At 41.1% G+C, this 23,152-nt stretch carries 25 protein-coding genes and 1 other annotated feature; of the genes, 17 read left to right on the top strand and 8 right to left on the bottom strand.

The features are described from left to right. Positions 1–143 precede the first annotated feature (143 nt). The 4 genes from Q0O89_RS02050 to Q0O89_RS02035 all read left to right on the top strand — a co-directional run bounded on the left by Q0O89_RS02050 (position 144) and on the right by Q0O89_RS02035 (position 3,919). The gene (locus Q0O89_RS02050; protein WP_293730121.1) at positions 144–2,105 is read left to right on the top strand and encodes a TonB-dependent receptor; all 1,962 of its coding nucleotides are present in this window, start codon (positions 144–146) and stop codon (positions 2,103–2,105) included. A 202-nt stretch (positions 2,106–2,307) separates the two neighbouring features. After that, on the top strand, positions 2,308–2,763 hold the full coding sequence (exbB, locus tag Q0O89_RS02045) for a TonB-system energizer ExbB (protein ID WP_135709156.1): 456 nt from the start codon (positions 2,308–2,310) through the stop codon (positions 2,761–2,763). Between the two features lie 9 nt (positions 2,764–2,772). Continuing rightward, positions 2,773–3,159 carry a TonB system transport protein ExbD gene (gene exbD, locus Q0O89_RS02040; RefSeq protein ID WP_293730120.1) on the top strand — a complete coding sequence of 129 codons (387 nt, stop codon included), beginning with the start codon at positions 2,773–2,775 and terminating at the stop codon, positions 3,157–3,159. Between the two features lies 1 nt (position 3,160). Further along, the gene (locus tag Q0O89_RS02035; RefSeq protein ID WP_293730119.1) at positions 3,161–3,919 is read left to right on the top strand and encodes an energy transducer TonB; all 759 of its coding nucleotides are present in this window, start codon (positions 3,161–3,163) and stop codon (positions 3,917–3,919) included. Between the two features lie 93 nt (positions 3,920–4,012). On the opposite strand, the gene mreD is transcribed toward Q0O89_RS02035, so the two are convergent. The 3 genes from mreD to Q0O89_RS02020 all read right to left on the bottom strand — a co-directional run bounded on the left by mreD (position 4,013) and on the right by Q0O89_RS02020 (position 6,679). After that, entirely contained in the window at positions 4,013–4,504 is a 492-nt protein-coding gene (gene mreD / locus Q0O89_RS02030; RefSeq protein WP_293730118.1) for a rod shape-determining protein MreD, read from the bottom strand. Beyond that, positions 4,504–5,553: a rod shape-determining protein MreC gene (mreC, locus tag Q0O89_RS02025; protein WP_293730117.1), complete on the bottom strand. Its 1,050-nt coding sequence runs from the start codon at positions 5,551–5,553 to the stop codon at positions 4,504–4,506. Before mreC ends, mreD begins: the two co-directional genes overlap by 1 nt. A gap of 76 nt (positions 5,554–5,629) precedes the next feature. Next, a complete protein-coding gene (locus Q0O89_RS02020; protein WP_273316825.1) occupies positions 5,630–6,679 on the bottom strand; it encodes a rod shape-determining protein in 1,050 nt (349 codons plus the stop codon). A 344-nt stretch (positions 6,680–7,023) separates the two neighbouring features. Here Q0O89_RS02020 and infA point away from each other — a divergent pair, with 344 nt between their 5' ends. Continuing rightward, positions 7,024–7,242, top strand: a complete 219-nt coding sequence (infA, locus tag Q0O89_RS02015; RefSeq protein WP_135709164.1) for a translation initiation factor IF-1 — start codon at positions 7,024–7,026, stop codon at positions 7,240–7,242. Positions 7,243–7,299: 57 nt separating this feature from the next. Here infA and dusC read toward each other — a convergent pair whose 3' ends face one another. From dusC to Q0O89_RS01990, 5 genes are all read right to left on the bottom strand, one after another. Then, complete coding sequence (dusC, locus tag Q0O89_RS02010) at positions 7,300–8,235, bottom strand: tRNA dihydrouridine(16) synthase DusC (RefSeq protein WP_293730116.1); 936 nt, start codon at positions 8,233–8,235, stop codon at positions 7,300–7,302. Continuing rightward, positions 8,235–9,116, bottom strand: a complete 882-nt coding sequence (gene djlA, locus Q0O89_RS02005; RefSeq protein ID WP_293730115.1) for a co-chaperone DjlA — start codon at positions 9,114–9,116, stop codon at positions 8,235–8,237. Before djlA ends, dusC begins: the two co-directional genes overlap by 1 nt. 175 nt (positions 9,117–9,291) lie before the next feature. Continuing rightward, complete coding sequence (gene deoD / locus Q0O89_RS02000) at positions 9,292–10,008, bottom strand: purine-nucleoside phosphorylase (protein WP_293730114.1); 717 nt, start codon at positions 10,006–10,008, stop codon at positions 9,292–9,294. Positions 10,009–10,060: 52 nt separating this feature from the next. Beyond that, complete coding sequence (locus Q0O89_RS01995; RefSeq protein ID WP_293730113.1) at positions 10,061–11,248, bottom strand: phosphopentomutase; 1,188 nt, start codon at positions 11,246–11,248, stop codon at positions 10,061–10,063. Positions 11,249–11,348: 100 nt separating this feature from the next. Next, a complete protein-coding gene (locus tag Q0O89_RS01990) occupies positions 11,349–12,614 on the bottom strand; it encodes a NupC/NupG family nucleoside CNT transporter (protein ID WP_293730112.1) in 1,266 nt (421 codons plus the stop codon). A 137-nt stretch (positions 12,615–12,751) separates the two neighbouring features. Here Q0O89_RS01990 and Q0O89_RS01985 point away from each other — a divergent pair, with 137 nt between their 5' ends. From Q0O89_RS01985 to Q0O89_RS01930, 12 genes are all read left to right on the top strand, one after another. Further along, a complete protein-coding gene (locus tag Q0O89_RS01985; protein WP_293730111.1) occupies positions 12,752–13,387 on the top strand; it encodes a YitT family protein in 636 nt (211 codons plus the stop codon). Between the two features lie 55 nt (positions 13,388–13,442). After that, a complete protein-coding gene (locus tag Q0O89_RS01980) occupies positions 13,443–14,696 on the top strand; it encodes an aromatic amino acid transporter (RefSeq protein ID WP_293730110.1) in 1,254 nt (417 codons plus the stop codon). Between the two features lies 1 nt (position 14,697). Then, positions 14,698–15,447 carry a class I SAM-dependent methyltransferase gene (locus tag Q0O89_RS01975; protein WP_293730109.1) on the top strand — a complete coding sequence of 250 codons (750 nt, stop codon included), beginning with the start codon at positions 14,698–14,700 and terminating at the stop codon, positions 15,445–15,447. A gap of 126 nt (positions 15,448–15,573) precedes the next feature. Further along, positions 15,574–15,697 (top strand) — a sequence feature (His leader region). Positions 15,698–15,730: 33 nt separating this feature from the next. Then, positions 15,731–16,630, top strand: a complete 900-nt coding sequence (hisG, locus tag Q0O89_RS01970; protein ID WP_293730108.1) for an ATP phosphoribosyltransferase — start codon at positions 15,731–15,733, stop codon at positions 16,628–16,630. A 3-nt stretch (positions 16,631–16,633) separates the two neighbouring features. Continuing rightward, positions 16,634–17,161, top strand: a complete 528-nt coding sequence (locus Q0O89_RS01965; protein ID WP_293730107.1) for a transposase — start codon at positions 16,634–16,636, stop codon at positions 17,159–17,161. A gap of 63 nt (positions 17,162–17,224) precedes the next feature. Then, a complete protein-coding gene (hisD, locus tag Q0O89_RS01960; protein WP_293730106.1) occupies positions 17,225–18,508 on the top strand; it encodes a histidinol dehydrogenase in 1,284 nt (427 codons plus the stop codon). Positions 18,509–18,594: 86 nt separating this feature from the next. Then, the gene (locus tag Q0O89_RS01955; protein ID WP_293730105.1) at positions 18,595–18,738 is read left to right on the top strand and encodes a hypothetical protein; all 144 of its coding nucleotides are present in this window, start codon (positions 18,595–18,597) and stop codon (positions 18,736–18,738) included. A gap of 198 nt (positions 18,739–18,936) precedes the next feature. Next, positions 18,937–19,347, top strand: coding sequence for an ACT domain-containing protein (locus Q0O89_RS01950; RefSeq protein ID WP_293730104.1), 411 nt, complete (start codon positions 18,937–18,939; stop codon positions 19,345–19,347). 48 nt (positions 19,348–19,395) lie between these two features. Further along, on the top strand, positions 19,396–20,448 hold the full coding sequence (hisC, locus tag Q0O89_RS01945; protein ID WP_293730103.1) for a histidinol-phosphate transaminase: 1,053 nt from the start codon (positions 19,396–19,398) through the stop codon (positions 20,446–20,448). A gap of 81 nt (positions 20,449–20,529) precedes the next feature. Next, positions 20,530–20,985 (top strand): IS200/IS605 family transposase, encoded by a 456-nt coding sequence (tnpA, locus tag Q0O89_RS01940; protein ID WP_075606160.1) that lies wholly within the window; start codon positions 20,530–20,532, stop codon positions 20,983–20,985. 67 nt (positions 20,986–21,052) lie between these two features. Further along, the gene (gene hisB, locus Q0O89_RS01935) at positions 21,053–22,147 is read left to right on the top strand and encodes a bifunctional histidinol-phosphatase/imidazoleglycerol-phosphate dehydratase HisB (RefSeq protein WP_293730102.1); all 1,095 of its coding nucleotides are present in this window, start codon (positions 21,053–21,055) and stop codon (positions 22,145–22,147) included. A 132-nt stretch (positions 22,148–22,279) separates the two neighbouring features. Continuing rightward, positions 22,280–23,125, top strand: a complete 846-nt coding sequence (locus Q0O89_RS01930; RefSeq protein WP_276983944.1) for a DUF817 domain-containing protein — start codon at positions 22,280–22,282, stop codon at positions 23,123–23,125. The last annotated feature ends 27 nt before the right edge of the window (positions 23,126–23,152 follow it).

Genomic DNA, 23,152 nt, shown 5'->3' with positions numbered 1-23,152 from the left:
CTAACACAGAAATTTTATTGAAACAAATAAAAATTGATGGGATTTTTTTTCAGAAAAATTTTTTTAGAAAACGGTTGACAGAAATTTATTTTTACAAATAATAACGATTCTCAATTGCACTAAATTCAAAAAGAAGGAACCTAATGATGAAAAAAATCAAGAAAATGCCACTGGCATTGTTACCATTGAGTGTTTTTGTGGCACTCAATACACAGGCGGCGGAACAATTGGATACCATTGATGTGGTTAGTGACAATATTGCACCACAAGCGGCAAATATTGATGCCAAAGGGGTAACCAAAGTTCGTCAAGCCACCAAAATGTCTGATGTTATTCGCGGTATTCCAGGGGTAAACGTGAATGGCGCACGTTCAAATGTGGAACGTTATAACATTCGTGGTGTGAGTGAAGAATATTTGACTGTTACTGTTGATGGTGCGCGTCAAAATGGTTATGCCTTCCATCATAACGGCAACTATGGGATCGATCCTGAAATTCTTAAACGTGTTGATATTGACGTTGGTTCAAACTCGGTGGTGGCCGGTGCTGGTTCATTGGGTGGTTCTATCAAATTTGAAACGGTCGATGCTTCGGATATGCTAGAAGAAGGACAAAATTTTGGCGGTAAAGTCAAATATGCTTATGGCTCAAATGGCGACTCAAACCAAGGAATGGGGATGTTATATGGGCGTGCCAATGATTTAGAATTATTAGGTTATTTCAACTATCGTCATCAGGAAAATGGCAAAGATGGCAATGGCTTAGAAAATGAAAACAAAGGTCATCTGCAAAATTATCTTTTCAAAGCCAAATACAATATCGGCAAAGATCATTGGGTTAAAGCTTCCGCGGAACGTTATCGCAATATTGCTTATAACTGTTTCCGCGCTAATATGGCAATGTGTTTAGGCGATGTGCCGGCACCAGGGGAGCGCGGTTACAATCAAGCCAGCCACGGCAAAGCCTATGCAGGGTTGACCCGTAAAACTTATACCTTAAGCTATGGTTATAATCCTGAAGAAAATCAATGGGTTGATATCAAAGCTAATGTGTACAATACAGAAACTGTTTCAGAATCGATGAATTCTGAACAAACCAAAGTGCGCACTGTGGGCGGAACTTTATCCAATACATCACGCTTTGAATTAGGCAAAACAAACCACGAAATTTTATTCGGTGGTGAATATTACAATACCAAATCACAAGCGCTTAATGCGCCGGCAAATGCTTATGTGGCGAATTTAACCAGTACTTCTGTTTATTTGGAAGATCGAATTGCCCTTGGTAATTTAATGATTATACCCGGGCTTCGCTATGATCATTACAATGCAGATTTAGCCGCTAACTTTGATAAAACCTATCGCCGCGTTTCTAAAGCCTTAGGGTTAAAATATTCAGTGACGGATAATTTAATGCTCTTTGCCAACTACACTGAATTATTCAAAGGCCCTGATGCAGGCGAAATTTATTTACGTGGCACGCGAGCTTATTCTGCTAACTTAGACGCAACGCGTGGCGATAATAAAGAAATCGGATTTAGCTATGCACAAGACGGCGTATTTGCGGATGTCGATGGGTTATCGCTCACGGCTAAATATTTCCACACCAATTATGACAACATCAGTCGCTCGGTAAGTGCAGGTCGTGGTCGTGGTAGTGTTTACCAAAATATTGGTGAAGTGGTGTTAAAAGGGGTTGAAGCCTCGGCTAAATACCGTTATGACAATTTTGCCGCTTCAGTAACTTATGCTCGCGCACGTAGTGAACAAAAAGCCACAGGTTATTATGCCTTCCCTGATACAGGCGATCGTTATACTTTCGCCTTAAACTACTACATTCCTGATGCCCAATTGGATTTAGGCTGGAAAACCATGTATGTACGAGAAGTTAACTTGCCTGCGGTAGAACAAACTATTCGTGAAAGTTATGCAGTTAGTGATGTTTATGTATCTTGGTCACCTAAACAAATCAAAGGCTTAGAGTTAACTGCCGGTGTGGATAACATTTTCAACAAAGCTTATATGGATCACAGTACGCAATATTATGGTTCTGTTGATTTAGATCCAGGTCGTAACTACAAATTAAGCGTTGCTTATAAATTCTAGTTTAATGAGAGTGGGCAATGGGGGAGTTTGTTGACCTATTACCCACTTTTTCATTATTTTCCACCGCACTTTTGATCTATATCGTAAAACCCTTATTTTGTTTATTTACCTCATTTCTTGAGTTTGATACAATTCAAAACCTAATTGAAAGTAATTCTCAATTATATTCGGAAGCAATTTTTACTTATATAAAAGGTGTCCTATGCCAGCATTATTTCAATTTCTCAAAGACTATAGCGATTACATTATCATCGGCTTATTAGGCATTATGAGCTTTATTATGGTGTGTTTTGTGATTGAACGTTTCATTTTTCTCAGCCGTATTAAAGTGCAAACCTATAGCAATATTCACGAATTAGACATCGATCTCAATCGCCATCTCACTATTATTTCAACCATTGGTGCCAATGCACCTTATGTCGGCTTATTAGGCACGGTCGTTGGGATTTTATTAACCTTCTTCGATTTAGGCAATTCCGCGGGTGATATTGACGCTGCGGCAATTATGTTGCATTTATCCCTTGCGTTAAAAGCCACTGCGGTGGGGATTTTAGTGGCAATTCCATCTATGGTGTTTTACAGCGCGCTAGGGCGAAAAGTTGAAGTGCAACGCTTAAAATGGAAAGCCTTAAATAGCAGCAAAAATATTGGCGCATAGAGGTAGGCTATGAAAAAGTTTGATGAAATTAACATCATTCCTTTTATCGACATTATGCTCGTTTTGTTAGCGATTGTGTTGATTACGGCCTCCTTTATTTCACAAGGCAAAATTCAAGTTAATGTTCCCAAAGCTTCTCAAACTGTCGCTTTTAAATCTGATGATTTAGCAAAATTGTTAACGGTCACTCATGATGGCAAATTGTTTTTTAACGACAAGCCTATCGATAAAACAGACTTAGAACAAGAAATTGCTAGTTGGAATAAAGATCAAAAAGTGACTTTAAAAGTGGATGCTGAAGCCTCCTTTCAGGATTTTGTGTCCATCACAGATCTGATGGCAAAAAATCACATCAAAAACGTTGCCATTGTCGCAATGAAAGAAAAAGGCAAATAACATGAAAAGTCATTTGCGTCTTGGTTTCTTAGGTTCTTTGTTTTTTCATGTGGGTTTAATTGCTTTATTATGGTTCTCGTTTAAAGAAGATAAACCCGCTAATGGTATTACTGCTGATGAAATTTCCACGAATATTTCCATGGAAATGTTAATGGCAACGCGCGTAGAATCTGAACCTCCAGCGGAAGCCGTGAAAGCCATTGAGCCGGAGCCAAAAGAAATCGTTGCCGATCCAACCAAGCAATTTGTCAAACCGAAAGAAGAATATAAAGAAAAGCGGAAAGAGCACCATCGTGAAAAACATCGCTTTAAACACCGAGAACGTGAACATAGGATGATGGCAAAATCCGAACCTAATCCGAATGCGGTGGTTGCCACAAAAGTGCAAGCCGGAAATGCAAGTGTGAATTCACAAGCAACGGCGATGTCAAAATCTGCGAATACCAATACCAATATGGTGGGACATGGTACGAATGATTCGGAAATTGCAGCCTATAAAGCCAAATTGCACCGTGAGATTGAACGACATAAAAAATATTCTCAACGAGCAAGAATGATGAGATTGCAAGGGGTTGTTACCATTGCCTTTAATCTTACTTCAGACGGTTCCTTAAGAAATGCGCGAGTGGCAAAATCTTCGGGTAAAGAAGAGTTGGATAATTCCGCACTCAATGCAGTGAATTCAGCGCAGTCAGTGGGCGCGAGACCTGCAGGCATGAGCGATTCTTTGAGTGTTCCTATTAGTTTTGTGATTCGTTAGTTTAATGAAAAAAGCGCGGTCAAAATTCACTGAGTTTTGACCGCGCTTTTGTTTTTGATAATTGGGGGCTGTTTATCTTTCAATAAACAGACTCTAAATATTTACCCCTAATTGACGCTGGATACGGCGAAGTAATAAGAATAGCCAAGGCCATAATGCCCCACTAATAATCGCGCCAAAAATTTCTTGTCCGTTGAAAGTCGCCGTATGAATACAAAGTTCTACGATAAAAATAACAATACGTAACATAAATACCATGAGAATCATCAATAGACTTTGCGTCCATAGAGACAGATTGGCAAAAATCTGGTTGTAGCGTGCGAGCGTGTAAGCGAATAGTGATAACACTAAAGCATGTACACCAAGAATCGAGCCAATGGCCACATCCCATAACATCCCCAATATAAATGCGGTTCCTACATTAATTTTGGTGGGTAAAGCTAGAATCCAGGTGGCCAATACCAAAGGGAGCCAAGCCGGTTTTAAGGCTTGTAGCCCTGCCGGCCAAGGTGCAATTTCCAGTACGAGGGTAATAATAAATGTCGTACATAGTCCCAAAAATTGGATAAAGAATCGTCCATTCATTAGTCTTCTTCTCTGTGTTCTTTTAATTCAGGATCAACCTGATTATCATGGTTGTTCATTTCAGGCAAATTATCAGGCGATGGTATCTCATCCACAGTTGGTGGAGTTTGATTTTCTTCATTAACGATCAATGCTTTTTTGGTATCAACCCCTTTTTCCTGATTAGCTAGCCGTTGTTGTACAGTTGACCGTACTTCTTCAGGGGAACTGGCTTTGGCGCGGTGCATATCCTCGTTTGCCCAAATTAAGAGTACATAACGTAAACGTTCCAAGGATGCCAATGGTTTTGCCGTGATGGTGGCAAAATAATTTGCGCCATCTCGAGAGACATTTTCAACGACAGCAACAGGATAGCCTTCAGGAAAACGACCCCCTAACCCTGAAGTGACCAGTAAATCACCTTTTTCAATATCCACCGAACGCGGTACATTGTCTAAGGTGAGTTCATCCGGGCGACCCGTGCCACTTGCAATCATTCGCACATCATTACGTAAAACTTGGACTGGAATGGCATGAGTGACATCTGTAAGCAACAGCACGCGGCTATTTTGTTCACCGACTGAAATAATCTGCCCAATCACCCCTTTTTCATCAATGACAGGTTGACCGACATAAGCGCCATCATTTGCCCCTTGGTTGATCACAACTTGTTGGCGATAACGATCTGTTTCCGATGTTAAAATTTCAGCAATTTTTTTATATTCATCGGTACGTAGTGGTGAATTGAGCAATAAACGTAAACGCTGATTTTCTACTTTTAATTGGTCAAGTAACAAGAGATCCGCGTTTTTTTCACGTAATTGATCTTTGAGGACTTTATTTTCAATCTGTAATTTATTGGTATCTACAAGGTTTTCAGAGACATTATCTAACACTGAACGTGGTGAATTTGCCAAATAATAGAGACTTCCCATCGCGGTTTCCATAAGGCTACGCATGCGAATCATGGCATTGGTTTGCCCATCAGAGAGTATCAACGCAATAGAGGCGATGACCGCAAGGAAAAGCCGTAAACCTAACGGCGGAACTTTACTAAAAATTGGTTTCATTGAGTGAAAAATATCGAAATAAATAAACGAAAAGTGCGGTCAGATTTTACCGCACTTTGATTGTGTTTTCTTCAAGTTAGTCGTCACTAAAAATATCTGAACCGTATTTATCAATCATTTCTAAGGTTTCACCACCACCACGTGCAACACAGGTTAATGGATCTTCAGCAATGACAACAGGTACGCCAGATTCTTTTGCTAACAAAATATCAATGTTACGTAATAATGCACCACCACCTGTTAATACCATACCGTGCTCGTAGATATCTGCGGCATGCTCCGGTTTACATTCTTCCAAGGCAGTACGCATTGCAGTAATAATGCCTTCTAACGGTTGTTGAATCGCTTCTAAAATATCGCGCGAGGTTAATTTGAATGCACGTGGCACACCTTCTGCTAAATTAGAACCATAAACTTCCATTTCACGCACTTCATCTTCATCTTGGATATAAGCGGTACCAATCTCTTGTTTAATATGTTCCGCAGTGGCTTCACCAATTAATGAACCAAATGTACGGCGAACATAAGCGATAATTGCTTCATCAAATTTGTCGCCACCGATACGTACTGATGAAGAGTAGGCAACACCATTTAAAGCAATGACCGCGATTTCTGTGGTACCACCACCGATATCAATAACCATAGAACCTGTTGGTGTGGAAACAGGTAATTTTGCCCCAATTGCAGCAGCCATGGGTTCTACAATTAAATGTACTTCACGTGCACCTGCACCAAATGCCGATTCTTTAATGGCACGGCGTTCAACTTGTGTAGCCCCGGCAGGCACACAAATTACAACACGAGGGCTTGGACGTAGGAAGTTACCACTGTGTACTTGTTTAATAAAATGTTGCAACATTTTTTCAGTGACAGAGAAATCTGCAATCACACCGTCTTTCATTGGGCGAATTGCTGTAATGTTATTGGATGTACGACCAAGCATTAACTTCGCATCTTTCCCTACAGCAGCGATACTTTTATTGCCATTACGACCTTGACGAATAGCCACTACAGAAGGTTCATCCAGTACAATACCTTGACCTTTCACATAAATCAGGGTATTTGCTGTCCCCAAGTCAATTGAAAGATCGTTAGAAAATAATCCACGAATTTTTTTAAATAACATAAGTGTTCCGTTCTTAATTTCGCCTAAATTTAGGCATGCAAAAAATCTTGCATAATGTATCAAAAAATAGACTTACATAACAGCGATTTTTTGAGTGGCTACGGTAAAAATACAAAATAAATAACCGCACTTTTACAAAAGTGCGGTTAAAAATTGAAAGGTTTTATGTAGTCTGTGTTGGTTACCTAAAATGGATTGACGTTATTTGTCCGAGTAAGCGGATTTTATGTCTTTTACTCAAAAATTGTGTTTGTTTTATTCAAATTACTTTGCGGAACCTTGTTAACAGAGTATAATCAGCACGTTTTTTTGAACTTATTTTAATTACAAAGGATTTATAGCGAATGGCTAAAGAAGATTGCATTGAAATGCAAGGCACAATTTTGGAAACCTTGCCAAATACCATGTTCCGCGTTGAGTTGGAAAATGGGCACGTATTAACCGCACATATTTCAGGTAAAATGCGTAAAAACTATATTCGTATTTTAACCGGCGATAAAGTAACGGTAGAAATGACGCCTTATGATTTAAGCAAAGGTCGTATCGTATTCCGCGCGCGTTAATGGTATTTTGACTAAATGCAGAAAATCCCGAAGCAACTTGTTTCGGGATTTTTTCTTTTATGGGAAGGATAACAGCTTTTCACGTAAGTCATGGGCATCATGACATGCCTTAATGTGAGCAAAAAGTGCGGTGGCATTTTCGTATTCTTTTTTGAGGTAATGTAGCCATTGTTTGATACGTGCCACGTGATAGAAGCCGCTATCGTGGATATTTTCCATTTGAGCATATTTTCTCAACATAATCATGACTTCTTCCCAAGGCATTTTGTCCGCGTTTTCTTTAATAACATGGCTTAAATTGGGGATGTTTAACGCGCCGCGTCCCATCATTAAATCCTCACAACCTGTTATTTCACGGCATTTTTGCCCATCTTCCCAACGCCAAATTTCGCCATTAGCAATCACCGGAATACGTAAGGTTGAACGAACTTTGCCGATTTGTGACCAATTTATGCGATCCGCGCGATAGCCGTCCATTTTGGTACGTCCATGAATGGTGATTTCAGTTGCACCACCTTGTTGTACTGCATCGGCAATTTCAAAGGCTTGAGAAATATCATCCCAACCTAACCGCACTTTCACACTAACAGGTTGTTCTTTAGGAACGGCTTGACGTAAAGCCAGGGTCGCTTGGTAAATTAATTCGGGATCTTTTAATAGGCTTGCTCCCCCATTACTGCCATTCACCGTTTTGGATGGGCAGCCGCAATTTAGATCAATGCCATGAGAGCCTAATTCAATGGCTCGAACAGCATTTTCTGCGAGCCATTGGGGAAATTGCCCAAGTAACTGAACACGTACCGGCGTACCTGATGCGGTCAAGCCCCCTTGTTGTAATTCAGGGGCTAAACGATAAAAGATTTTGCTGGGTAGTAATTGATCGACCACACGAACAAATTCGGAAATACAGAGATCGTAGTGATTGATTTCGGTAAGAAGCTGGCGCACTAGGGGATCTAATACGCCTTGCATTGGGGCGAGAATAACGCGCATTACCAACCTTTCGCCTTACAAATTAAATCGTAAGCAGCTTGAATTTGTTGTGCTTTCTCTTTTGCCATTTCCATCATTTCAGGTGGTAAGCCTTTTGAAACCAATTTATCAGGGTGATTTTCATTCATCAAACGACGATAAGCGCGTTTGACAGTTTGTTTATCGTCACTAGCGGAAACACCCAAAACTTTATAAGCATCTTCCACCGTTGGGCCGGAAGCCTGACGATAACCGCCATAGCTATTTTGTTGATAATCTTGTTGTTGGTAAGCACCTTGTTGATATTGCTGATAATGTTGATAAGCCTGTTGGTAGAAATTACCGCTTGAAAATTGACGGCGAGCCACTTCCATGGCGATCATTTGTTCAAATTGGAATGTTGAAATACCTAACTCTTCCGCGACAACACGTAAGATTTCGAGTTCTGCATTATGTAAGTGATCATCTGAAAATGCTGCTTGGAATTGTACGCTGAGGAACATACGTAATAAATCTGCACGTTGCCCACAGCCTAAACGAAATTCGCGAATAACTTGGCGAATAGGGAAATCTGCTTCTTTACCCCGTGTAAAAGCTTCTTGCGCTAATTTGCGGTTGGCGCTATCAAGATGAAGTTGTTCCATGAGGTTGTTGGCAAGCGCAATATCGTCTTCGGTAATACGCCCTTTGGCTTTACTTAAATGACCCAGTACGGCAAAGGTTGTTTGCATAAAGAGCGATTGGCGCGTGAGTTTTCTGTGGAAAAATGACGAGTTAACACTGCCTAACTCATAGAGTTTTTTATCAACCCAATGTCCGGCAATGACACCGATAATCGCGCCAAATAAACCGCCCCAGCGGAAACCAAGAAAAAAGCCGAAAAGTTTACCAATAAAATTCATGCTGGCCCTCAACTAAAAGTCTAAAAAATAACGATAGTTTAGCGCATTAGATTGGGATGAAAAAGGGAAGTTCAAGAAAAGTGCGGTGAAAAATCTAAGAAAATTAAATTATATTGTTGCCCTAAAATAAAATTGGGGCAAATACCATTGCCCCATGCCTGAAAAAAGGACTAAATTATGCATTATCTCCGATCAATACACTTTCCAACGCAATTTCGATCATGTCATTGAATGTTAATTGACGTTCTTCTGCCGTGGTTTGCTCGCCCGTGCGAATATGATCTGAAACTGTGCAGATCGTTAAGGCTTGAGCACCAAATTCAGCAGCAACACCGTAAATGCCGGCGGCTTCCATTTCTACGCCAAGAATGCCGTATTTTTCCATGACATCAAACATTTCTACATCTGGGGTATAAAATAAATCGGCAGAGAATAAGTTACCTACACGAACAGCAACGCCTTTATTTTTAGCCGCTTGAACGGCAGCTTGGGTTAATTCAAAATCAGCGATAGCAGCAAAATCATTGTCTTTAAAACGTGTGCGGTTTACTTTGCTATCGGTACAAGCCCCTAAACCAATAATGACATCGCGGACATGAACATCTGAACGCACGGCACCGCAAGAACCTACACGAATAATTTTTTTTACGCCATATTCGGTAATTAATTCTTTGGCATAGATTGAGCAAGAGGGAATACCCATTCCGTGACCCATGACAGAAATTCGACGGCCTTTGTATGTGCCGGTATAACCAAACATATTGCGGACGTTGGTCACTTGTTCCGCATTATCTAAAAAGGTTTCTGCGATATATTTTGCACGAAGCGGATCGCCCGGCATTAAAACAACATCGGCAAATGCACCTGCCGGTGCGTTAATATGTGGAGTCATAATATGTTCCTTTTATCGTAGAAAGCAGCGAATAAACCGCTTTAGGTTGTTGTTAAATAATTGATTTCCCATATGGCATAGGTGAAAGCTCAAAATGTTTTGCGATAGTTTGGCCAATATCCGCAAAGGTGTCACGTTCGCCTAAGAATTGCGTTGGCACGTCTTTACCATACATTAAAACAGGAATATTTTCACGTGTATGATCTGAGCCAGCCCAAGTTGGATCACAACCGTGGTCAGCAGTAAAGAACAGCAAATCCCCTTCTTGCATTAATGCAAATAATTCAGGTAATCGGCTATCGAAATATTCTAAGGCTTTTGCATAACCCTCGACATCACGGCGATGACCAAAATCGGCATCAAAATTTACAAAGTTAGTGAAAACGATACTATTTTCCGCCGCACTTTTGATTTCTTCGAGGGTTTTATCAAAAAGTTCCTCAATGCCGGTAGCTTTAACTTTTTTGCTAATGCCGGTGTGGGCGTAAATATCTGCAATTTTCCCCACTGAAATCACCGTGCCATTTTTTTCTTCAATCAGTTTTTGTAGGACGGTTTGAGCAGGTGGTTCAACAGAATAATCTCGGCGATTGCCGGTACGCTTAAATTCGCCTGCTTTTGTTCCTACGAAAGGGCGCGCGATAACACGACCAATGTTGTACTCGTCAAGTTCAGCTCGAACCAGCTCGCAAAGAGCATAGAGCTTATCCAGGCCAAAGGTTTCTTCGTGAGCTGCAATTTGGAATACGGAGTCGGCGGACGTATAGAAAATCGGCAAACCGGTTTTCATATGTTCTTCGCCCAATTCGTCTAAAATAACGGTGCCTGATGAATGACAGTTGCCCAAATAGCCTTTAATTCCTGATTTGGCAACGATACGATCTAACAGAGCTTGTGGAAAGCTATTTTGTTTTTCAGGAAATAATCCCCAGTCAAATAAAACAGGAACGCCAGCAATTTCCCAATGTCCTGAGGTGGTGTCTTTGCCTGAAGAAATTTCTTTAGCATAGGCATAGCCACCGATTAAGTGCGGTTGATTTTGGAAAGATTTTGGTAATTCGCCACAGGATTGCTGTGCCGCTAATCCTAGGCCAAGGCTTTCAAGATGAGGAAGCTTGAGTGGGGCTTGATGTTCTGCAATATGTCCAAGGGTATTGGCGCCTTCATCACCAAATTTTGCTGCATCTTTTGCACCACCAATGCCAAAAGAATCCAACATCATAATAAATACACGTTTCATCTTTATTCCTTACGTTGCCATACGCAAACGTTTAACATGTTTAAATACGACAAAACCACGGATGAACCGTGGTTTTGAATGGGATGAGTATAGCATAAAATTAGGCTAGAGCGATACCGCTTAGTCCAATAAATAAGCCTGCGATGGTCGCACTCATTAGGTTAGCCAACGAACCTGCAATGACCGCCTTAATGCCTAAGCGAGCAATATCACCGCGGCGGTTTGGTGCCATGCCGCCTAAGCCACCGATAAGTACAGCGATAGAGCTAAAGTTTGCAAAACCACATAACGCAAAAGTAATAATGGCTTTGGTTTTGTCTGTTAATTGCACCGCACTTTCAGGGCTTAAATATTTTGAGAATTCAAAGTAGCCTACGAATTCATTAATAGCCAGTTTTGTCCCAATCATTTGACCGGCAATATGGGCTTCTTCCCAAGGTACACCAATTACCCAAGCCAGTGGTTTGAAAATCCAACCGAAGATCATGCCCAGAGATAATTCCGGCATATCAAACCAACCACCGATACCGCCTAAAATGCCGTTTAATAAGGCAATTAATGCCACAAAAGCAATCATCATTGCGCCAACATTTAAGGCAAGTTGCAAACCTGATGACGCACCGGCTGCTGCCGCATCAAGCATATTAGAGGGTTGTTCAAATTCTACTTTAGTAAAATCATCATTAAATTGTTCTGTTTGTGGAACAAGGATTTTGGCGAAAAGCAAACCTGCTGGAGCCGCCATAAATGAAGCGGCGATTAAATAGGTTAACGGCACACCCATTCCTGCATAACCGGCTAGAACAGAACCGGCAATTGAGGCTAATCCGCCGGCCATAACAGCGAATAATTCAGATTCTGTCATTTTGCTAATGTACGGTTTCACCACAAGTGGCGCTTCGGTTTGTCCTACGAAAATATTGGCTGCAGCAGACATCGATTCCGCTTTTGATGTACCAAGTAATTTTTGTAAGCCACCACCAATAATGCGAATTACCCATTGCATCACGCCGATGTAATAAAGAAGAGAAATTAATGCAGAGAAGAATACGATTGCAGGTAAAACACGAACAGCGAAAATAAAACCATCGCCCCCCATGACTTCAAAAATTTTGTTACTGGCTAAGCCACCAAACACAAATTTTGTCCCTTCTGCACCATAATTTAAGATGTTTTGAACACCTTCAGCGAGCCATTTCAACGCATCGCGTCCAATCGGCACATATAAAATGAGTGCACCAAAAATAAGTTGGATAGCAAATGCACCGATTACCGTACGGTAATTAATGGCTTTGCGGTTAGTGGATAATAAAAAGGCGATTGCTAATAAAACCACAATCCCCAAAATGCTGATTAATGTTTCCATAAGATGTCCTCTAGGTTTTTGACGGCGCGAATTCTACCTTTTTTTAGCTGATTTGGCTATAAGTTATAGCAAGACGATAGTTTTGTTTTGAAAAATATTTGGATATCATTACTGTGAATTAATATGAAAGGATAGCTATGTCAAAATATGCCGTTTTACCTAAAACCCCTTGGACTGCCACATCACTGTGGTCCCTTGAACCACGTTCATTGCTGGTGCTTATTTTGACCTTTATAGGCGTGGGGTTAGGGGAAGGATTGCTTCTTTTATCTCATTTAGGTTCTGCGCCTTGGACGATTTTGTCTCAGGGCTTGGCATTACAATTAGAGGTAAGTGTAGGCTGGACTTCTTTTGTCATTAGTCTTGTTGTGATGTTATTTTGGTTTCCTTTGCGTTTACGCCCTGGTATTGGCACCCTTCTCAATGTTGCGGTTATTGCCTTTTTTCTTGGACTTACCGTCAAGATTATTCCCACCCCCACCGCACTTCTTACGCGTTGGTTATATGCCTTAGCAGGTATTCTTTTTTTGGGTATCGGAACCGCGTTTTATCTTACTTGTCATCAAGGCGCAGGGCCGCGTGACGGTTTAATGGTGGGGCTTTGCCAACGATTTCATTGGAAAATCGGTATTGTACGTACCAGCATTGAAGTGTTGGTTTGCTTACTCGGTTTCTTGCTTGGTGGTACTTTTGGTATAGGAACGCTGGTTTTTGCCCTTTCTATTGGCTGGGTTGTTCAACTTACTTTAATTTTTATCCGCACTTTCACTTGATATTTTGCTTGTTGTACTACTATAATAGTACAAAACTTTAAGTAAGGATTTCTCTATGAACAAAAAACATCCATCTTTATTGGGCGGTATTATGATTATCGCAGGCGGTACCATTGGTGCCGGGATGCTGGCTAACCCGATTTCAACCTCAGGCGTTTGGTTTATTGGCTCTATTCTTATCCTAATCTATACTTGGTTTTGTATGATGTCTTCAGGGCTAATGCTATTGGAAGCCAATTTGCATTATCCGACAGGTGCGAGTTTTGACACCATCGTAAAAGATTTATTAGGTAAAGGTTGGAACGCTTTAAATGGTTTGTCTTTGGCATTTGTGCTTTACATCTTAACCTATGCCTACATTACGTCAGGTGGCGGAATTACGGAAGGTTTTATCAATCAATTACTGAGTTCCCCTGAAAGTGCGGTAGAAATCGGGCGTACTTCAGGTTCCTTGATCTTCGCCATTCTTTTAGCCGCCTTTGTTTGGTTTTCCACCAAAGCCGTGGATCGTTTTAGTACTGTATTAATCGCTGGAATGGTGATTTCTTTCGTATTATCCATTAGCGGGCTGGTTTCATCCGTTAAATCGGAGATTTTGTTTGATACCCTAGCGCAAGAAAATACCAAATATTTACCTTATGCTTTAGCCGCCTTACCCGTTTGCTTGGTTTCCTTTGGCTTTCATCAAAACGTACCGAGCTTGGTAAAATATTACCATCGTGATGCGTCCAAAGTAGTGAAATCGGTCTTTATTGGTACAGCCATTGCCCTTGGTATCTATATGTTGTGGCAATTGGCGATTCAAGGAAATTTACCGCGTGCGGCATTCGGCCCTGTGATTGAAAAAGGGGGCGATATTGCAGCATTACTTAATACCTTAAGTGCTACGCTAGAAACGGATTATATCGCTGTCGCCCTAAAATTCTTCGCTTATATGGCCATCGCTAGCTCATTTTTAGGCGTAACGCTGGGGTTATTTGATTACATCGCAGATTTATTTAACTTTGATGACAGCAAATTAGGACGCACCAAAACGGCGCTTGTGGTCTTTTTGCCACCGCTCATTTTAAGCCTAGAATATCCTTATGGCTTTGTGCTCGCCATTGGCTATGCCGGACTTGCGGCAACCATTTGGGCGGCAATTGTGCCGGCCTTGCTTGCCAAAGCCTGCCGTCAAAAATTCCCAGAACGCCAATATACCGCTTTCGGGGGCAATGGCATGGTGTATTTTGTGATTTTATTTGGTTTGTTAAATATCCTTGCTCAATTAGCCGCACAATTCGGTTGGTTGCCTGAATTTAAAGGTTAAGATGAAAAAATCCGTTTACGATACAGAAAACTTTTTTGCGCTTTATCAAAAGTTACGCGCCAATCCAATTAGCCTAAATAACATTGTGGAAAAGCCCACAATGTTATCCTTATTGCCTGATTTGCAAGGAAAAAGGCTATTGGATTTAGGTTGCGGAACAGGCGAACATTTAGCGTTGTATCTTGAACAAGGGGCTGATTTTGTGGTGGGCGTGGATTTGTCTGAATCCATGTTAAAGCAAGCGGATATCAATCTTTCCACAAAACGACCGCACTTTTCGCTGTATCAGTCATCAATGGAACAGTTAAGTGAGTTGCCCGAAAATGATTTTGATATCATCACAAGTTCATTTGCTTTTCATTATGTGCAAGATTTCCCTAAATTATTAGCAGATATTAAAGCGAAATTAAAACCCAATGGCACCTTAGTTTTTTCGCAAGAACATCCGATTGTGACAGCTTATCAAGGTGGCGAACGTTGGGAAAAAAATGCGCAAAAGGAACAAATTGCCTATCGTTTGAATTTTTATCGTGACGAAGGAGAGCGTGATAGAACTTGGTTTAAGCAACCGTTCAAAACCTATCACCGTACCACCGCCACGATAATCAATCAGCTTATTGAAGCCGGTTTTAAGATTGAAAAAATGGCAGAGCCCATGTTGGCGGAACAACCCGAATGGCATGCTGAATTTAAAGATTTGCAGCATCGCCCTGTGTTATTGTTTCTCCGCGCAAGGCTATTTCCAAAATAATTTTAAAAATACCTAAAAAACTACTTGCAAGAGAGAAGAAATTTCCGTATTTTAAAAGCACGCAATCGTTTATACAAATAAATGACATTAAGGAAATACAATGAATTTTAACCGCACTTTTAACCATCACCGCCATCATTTCCCTGAATAATCTTTCGGGCGCATGGTGCTGTTCGGAAGATAGCTTCCGAGAAAGTGCAGGTAATCAAACATTAATCTCTCGGAATACCACTTTCGAGAGATTTTTTTATATTTAGAATTCAAAAATGAGAAGGAAAACATTATGACAGACACAAATCGTTTACGCATTGCATTACAAAAAAAAGGTCGTCTAAGCAAAGATTGCGCCGAGCTACTTAAACAATGTGGGGTAAAAATCAATTGGAATGAACAACGTTTAATCGCCTATTCTGAAAATCTACCCATTGAAATTTTGCGTGTGCGTGATGACGATATTCCAGGCTTAATCTTCGATGGTGTGGTCGATCTCGGTATCATCGGTGAAAACGTGTTGGAGGAAGAAGAACTCGGGCGTTTAGCCACAGGCGAAAACGTGGAATACAAAAAACTCCGCACCCTTGATTTCGGTGGTTGCCGCTTATCTCTTGCTATTGATCGCGACCGCACGTACAACGGCGTGCAAGATTTCAACAATGCTCGCATAGCCACCTCTTACCCGAATTTACTCAAACGCTATATGGCAGAACAAGGCGTTTCATTTAAAAGCACCTTATTAAACGGCTCCGTAGAAGTGGCACCTTCAGCAGGGCTTGCCGATGCTATCTGCGACTTAGTTTCATCAGGCGCAACCCTTGAGGCAAACGGCTTAAAAGAAGTGGAAGTGATCTACAAATCCAAAGCCTGCTTAATCCAACGCCAAGAACCGCTTTCGGCGGATAAACAAGCTTTAGTGGACAAATTGCTCACTCGCATTCAAGGCGTACAACAAGCCACAGAAAGCAAATACATTATGCTCCACGCACCAAAAGAAAAACTCGCAGAAATCACCGCTCTTTTACCCGGCGTAGAAAATCCAACGATTTTACCGCTCGCTCACGACAACTCAAAAGTCGCAATGCACGTGGTTAGCCAAGAGAACTTGTTCTGGGAAACGATGGAAAAACTGAAAGAAATCGGTGCAAGCTCGATTTTAGTGCTACCGATTGAGAAGATGATGGAGTAATAAATGAAATATGATCCGAATATACATCATCGGCGTTCGATAAGATTAAAACATTTCGATTATCGTCAAGATGGTTTTTATTTTATTACGCTTTGTTGTAAAGATAATGCGCATTTTTTTGGTGAAATTATTGACGATCATATGCAATTAAATGACATTGGGGAAATTGCCCAGAAATGTTGGTATGACATCCCCAATCATTTTGAAAATGTTGAGTTACATGAATTTGTCATTATGCCCAACCACATTCATTTCATCATTGAAATTGTAGGGGCGAAATATTTTTCGCCCAATGACCCAAATGAATTTATGGTTAATCGCCCGAAAGGAACCTCTCAAACAATTGGTTCTATTGTTCGAGGATTTAAAGTGGGTGTAACAAAATGGGTAAGGCAACATACTCAAATTCATACATTATGGCAACGAAATTATTATGAACATATTATTCGGACGGAAGAAAGCTACCATAAAATTAGTGATTATATTAAATATAATCCATTAAATTGGCGAACCGATAGATTTTATTCATAAATATCAGAACGTAATTAGGGCGAAAAATATTTCGCCCCTACAACCGACAGGAAGGATAAAAATATGCAAACCCTCATTTGGAACAACTTAACTGAAACCGAAAAACAAGCTGCTCTTTCTCGCCCTGCGCAATTAGTGGGCGAGAGCGTTACGCAAGCGGTTGAAAAAATTAAACAAAATGTCAAAACCAACGGCGATAAAGCCCTGTTTGAATTAGCGGAGCAGTTTGATCGTATTAAGCTCGACAGCCTTGTGATTTCTGCCGAGCAGATCGCACAGGCAGCGAGCCGTATTCCTGACGAACTCAAGCAAGCCATTCAAAACGCTAAACGCAACATTGAGCGTTTTCACAACGCTCAACTTCCGCAAGGTGTGGATATTGAAACTCAAGCAGGTGTGCGTTGCCAAGTGCTGACACGCCCTATTCAGCGTGTGGGTTTGTATATCCCGGGCGGTTCAGCGCCACTATTTTCAACAGTGTTGATGCTTGCTATTCCTGCCAAAATTGCCGGCTGTAAGAAAATCGTTCTTTGCTCACCGCCGCCGATTGCCGATGAAATTCTTTACACCGCCAACCTATGCGGCGTGGAAACCATTTATGCCGTAGGCGGTGCGCAAGCGGTATTTGCTATGGCAAACGGTACAGAAACAGTGGCAAAAGTGGATAAAATCTTCGGGCCGGGCAACGCTTTTGTCACCGAGGCAAAACGCCAAGTGGTGCAAGAAGGCACGGCAATTGATATGCCGGCAGGGCCTTCGGAAGTGTTAGTGATTGCCGATGAAAACGCCGACCCTGATTTTGTCGCCAGCGACTTACTTTCTCAAGCAGAACACGGTGCCGACAGCCAAGTGATTTTGGTTACGCCAAGCGAAACATTAGCAAAACAGACCGCACTTTCTATCGAAAATCAACTGGCACAATTACCACGTGCAGAAACCGCACGCAAAGCTCTTTCACACAGCCGCACCTTTATTGCCGACAGCATCGAACAAGCGGTGGAAATCAGCAACGAATATGCGCCTGAACACTTGGTGGTGCAAGTGGAAAATGCCCGAGACTTGCTCGACAGCCTAGACAATGCCGGCTCAATTTTCTTAGGCGCATACAGCCCCGAAAGTATGGGCGACTACGCCAGCGGCACCAACCACGTGCTACCAACCTACGGCTACACCCGCACCTATTCCAGCCTAGGTTTAGCGGATTTCAGCAAACGAATGACTGTACAAGAACTCACGCCACAGGGTTTTAAAAACTTAGCAAAAACCGTGGAACTGATGGCAAGTGCGGAACAGTTGGATGCGCACAAACAGGCGGTGTCGATTAGATTAAATAAAATCGGGAAATAATTGTAGGGGCTAATCATATTAGCCCCAAAGCAAAAGGTAATAAGGGCAAATGTAATTTGCCCCTACGGTTCAAAAGGAAACATTTAATGAAAAAAATAATTTATCTGCTGTTAATGATTATCTTATGCTTGGTTTTTGCCATTCCTTTTATTCAAAATTTTATGGCGAAAGACGCTTGTTTAGATAATGGCGGTAGTTATAACGAACAGAGTAAGATTTGCGAAAAATAGATATTGAATTGACGAAGATAAATAAATTGTAGGGGCGAAACATTTTTCGCCCTGAATTCCCCACGATGTTTTGGGGCAAAAAATATTTTGCCCCTACGGGTAAAAGGAAAAATATAATGAACAAACAAAAACTTGCAATGATGCAAGATATGGCTATAAATAAGCGCATAATTAACACCGTCAATATGAGGATAAAAAATGACATTACCAATCAATAACTTAAATGAATTATTACGTACAATGACACCGCACTTGAATGAAGGCATATACCTCTTTGCTACGGTTGAACCTGACACTGCAATTCCACTCTCGGAAATTATTTCTTCTATTCAAGAGCAAGAAGGATTATCTATTGTTGTTTCAGAACAAACAGCTCAAAAATACCAATTAAACGCTCAATTTCGTGCTGCTTGGATTACTTTAACCGTACATTCCGATCTTGCAGCGGTCGGTTTAACGGCGGCTTTCGCAGCAGCATTAGGTCAAGCTCAGATTAGTTGTAATGTTGTTGCGGGGAATTATCACGATCATATTTTCGTTCCTTATGAACAAGCTGATTTGGCAATGAGTGTCTTAAGAAAATTACAACAAGATGCTGCAATAAAATAATTAACAATAAGTCATTTTCATAATACAGGCAAAGCAGGAAAAAACACTATGACAATCTCACAACTCTCCAGAAAAAACATCCAAGCTCTTACTCCATACCAATCTGCTCGCCGTTTGGGTGGTTCGGGCGATGTGTGGTTAAATGCCAATGAATATCCAACTTCGCCGACTATTGATGTGCAATTATCGGCGCTTAACCGCTATCCCGAGGCGCAACCTGAAAGCGTGGTTAAGGGCTATGCGGCTTATGCAGGTGTGAAACCTGAGCAAGTCATTACCACTCGTGGCGGCGATGAAAGTATTGAATTGATTATCCGCGCTTTTTGTGAACCGACCGATAGCGTGTTGTACTGTCCGCCAACTTATGGAATGTACAGCGTGTCGGCGGAGACCTGTGGCATTGCGCTCAAAACCGTGCCTTTAACTGCGGATTTCCAACTTAATTTACCTGAAATTGAACGCAATTTGGACGGGGTGAAAGTAGTGTTTGTGTGTAGCCCTAACAACCCAACAGGTACGTTGGTCAAGCGGTCGGATTTGCTCAAACTTTTGCAAATCACCGCAGGCAAAGCCATTGTGGTGGTGGACGAGGCTTATATCGAATTTTGCCCGCAAGCGACAATGGTCAATGAGCTACCAAATTATCCGCACTTAGCCATTATCCGCACGCTCTCCAAAGCCTTTGCTCTTGCTGGCTTGCGTTGCGGCTTTACCCTTGCTAATGAAGAATTGATCGGCGTGCTACAAAAAGTCATCGCCCCTTACCCACAACCTACCCCTGTAACCGACATCGCTACCCAAGCCTTAACCGCTCAAGGCTTGAGCGAAATGCAACAACGTGTTGCCGATGTATTGACAAACCGTGCGTGGTTAATCGACCAACTCAAACAAATCCCAAGTGTGGTTGAAATTTTCGACACTGAAGCCAACTATGTACTGGTAAAATTCCAAGATGGACAAAAGGTGTTCAAAGCCTTATGGGAAAAAGGGATTATCTTACGTGACCAACAAAAAGCATTGGGGTTACAGAATTGTATTCGGATTTCTATTGGCACGAGAGAAGAGCTGGAAAGAACGGTGGAGGCGATTGGGGGCGTATAAGATAAATCGTGCGGATGCCACGCACTGACGTACGTGGTTAAGCATAGTGCCGCTACTCCGTAGCGGTAAGCTAGGGAAAATATGAGCTATACAAGAAATTTATACCATATTATCTTCCGTACTAAATATGGTACGCCAAGTATTTTAGAAGAAAATGAAGATGCGCTTTATCGCTATATTTGGGGATTTGTGAGAGAACATAATTCTGTGCTTTATCGGATCAACGGTATGCCCGATCATCTTCATCTTTTTGTTGAATTGCACCCGATGCTTTCGGTCGCTGAGTTTGTACAAAAACTGAAAACGACAACGCATAAATGGATTGATGAAAATAAACATCTTTTTCCTGAATTTTATGCGTGGTCTAGGGGCTACTGTTCACTAACTTATTGCGAAAAAGATAAAGAGAAAATCATCAATTACATTAAAAATCAAAAAGAACACCATAAAACAGCTGATTTTGTAGAAGAAGTAAAATTCTTGCTTACAGAGGCTGGAATTGAAATAAACGAAAAATTTTTTGAACAAGATTTATAGCGATGCAGCGCATCGCCACTATGCGTAACCACATACGTCAGTATGTGGCAAGAACAGGAGAACAAAAATGACACAACAATCTATTTTATTCATCGACCGTGACGGCACCTTAATTGACGAACCGAAAACCGATTTTCAAATCGACAGTTTAGAAAAACTCAAATTTGAGCCGAATGTGATCCCAGCTTTGCTTAAACTCAAACACAAATACCGCTTTGTGATGGTAAGCAATCAAGACGGCTTAGGCACGAGTTCATTTCCTCAAGAGACCTTCGATAAACCGCATAATGCGATGATGGAACTATTCCGCTCGCAAGGTATTGAGTTTGATGAAGTGTTAATTTGCCCACACAAACCTGAAGACAACTGCGATTGCCGCAAACCGAAAACCAAGTTGTTGCAAAAATATATTGAGCGTGAACTGTTTGACCCTGCCACCAGTTTTGTCATCGGCGACCGTGCTACAGACGTTCAGTTGGCGGAAAATCTTGGTATTCGTGCTTTGCAATATCATCCTGAAAAATTAAATTGGGATTTGATTGTGGAAAAATTATTGGGCGAGCCGGTGACCAACATCGGCGAACGCCAACCACGCTATGCAGAAGTGGTGCGCAAAACCAAAGAGACTGACATCAAAGTACAAGTGTGGCTGGATGAAACGGGTGTGAACGACATTAAAACGGGCGTGGGCTTTTTCGACCATATGCTCGACCAAATCGCCACCCACGGCGGTTTCCGTATGAACATCTCGTGCAAAGGCGACCTCTGGATTGACGAACACCACACCGTTGAAGACACCGCCCTTGCCCTCGGCACTGCGTTAAAACAAGCCATCGGCGACAAACGTGGCATCGCCCGTTTCGGTTTTGTGTTGCCAATGGACGAATGTCAAGCTCAATGCGCAATGGATTTATCGGGCAGACCATTTATTAAATTCAAAGCAGATTTTAAACGTGACAAAGTCGGCGACTTTAGCACCGAATTGACAGAGCATTTCTTCCAATCTATCGCCTTCACGATGCTCGCCACCTTGCACATCAAGGCCAAAGGCGACAATGATCATCACAAAATCGAAAGCCTGTTTAAAGTTTTCGGCAGAACCTTACGCCAAGCTATTCGCATTGAAGGGAATGAATTGCCGAGTAGTAAAGGCGTATTGTAATGTTGTAAGGGAGAATTATATTCGCCCTAAAGTGCGGTTGGATTTTGCAAAGTTTTTGGGGATTTGACCGCTTGTTATAGAAATTCAAGAAAAACTAAAAAACACAAATTAGAAAATTAAATCGGAACTAAAATGCTCAATAAATTAGATCAATGGCTTATTTATCATCAAACGAATAATCAATTAAAAGGCATACAACGTTTTTGTGTTGAATTTCTATTTTTTGGTTTAAAAGAAGCCAGATCGTGTTTATTTGCTGGATTATTTTTTATTGCGATGTTTATGATTCCTAAGGCAGGAATCTGGAATATACCCCGTTACGATTTATTGTTAATTTTTGCGTTAGTCGTACAAGCTATTATGTTCTGGACAAAATTAGAAACTCTCGATGAAATAAAATCCATTACCTTATTTCATCTTATTGGTTTTATTTTGGAATATTTTAAAACATCAAGCAGTATACAATCTTGGGCGTATCCTGATTTTGCTTATACTAAAATTGGTGGTGTACCATTATTTACCGGTTTTATGTATGCAGCGGTAGGAAGTTATATTATTCAGGCGTGGCGATTATTTGATTTAAAAATAAAAAGCCATCCACCTTATTGGCTATCAACCTTAGTTGCTATACTGATCTATTTGAATTTTTTTACTCATCATTATATTGGTGACTATCGCTGGTATTTAGCTGCATTTGCAATGGGATTATATGCACGCACTTATGTTTATTTCACCCCTTACGATCGCAAGCGAAGAATGCCGCTTTTATTAGCATTTGCATTAATTGGCTTTTTTATTTGGTTAGCTGAAAATATCGGAACGTTTGTCGGCATCTGGCAATATCCAAACCAAATGGGAGCATGGACAACGGTGCATTTAGGAAAATGGGGAGCTTGGTCGCTTTTAATTGTGATGACATTTACTATTGTGGCAAATTTAAAACATATTAAAAAAACTATTCGTATTTCAAGAGATTGATTTTGCAAAAATTTGTAGAAATCAGAC

Source organism: uncultured Actinobacillus sp. (assembly GCF_945915845.1).
Lineage (GTDB): Bacteria > Pseudomonadota > Gammaproteobacteria > Enterobacterales > Pasteurellaceae > Exercitatus.
This window is presented reverse-complemented; position numbering and strand designations above follow the sequence as displayed.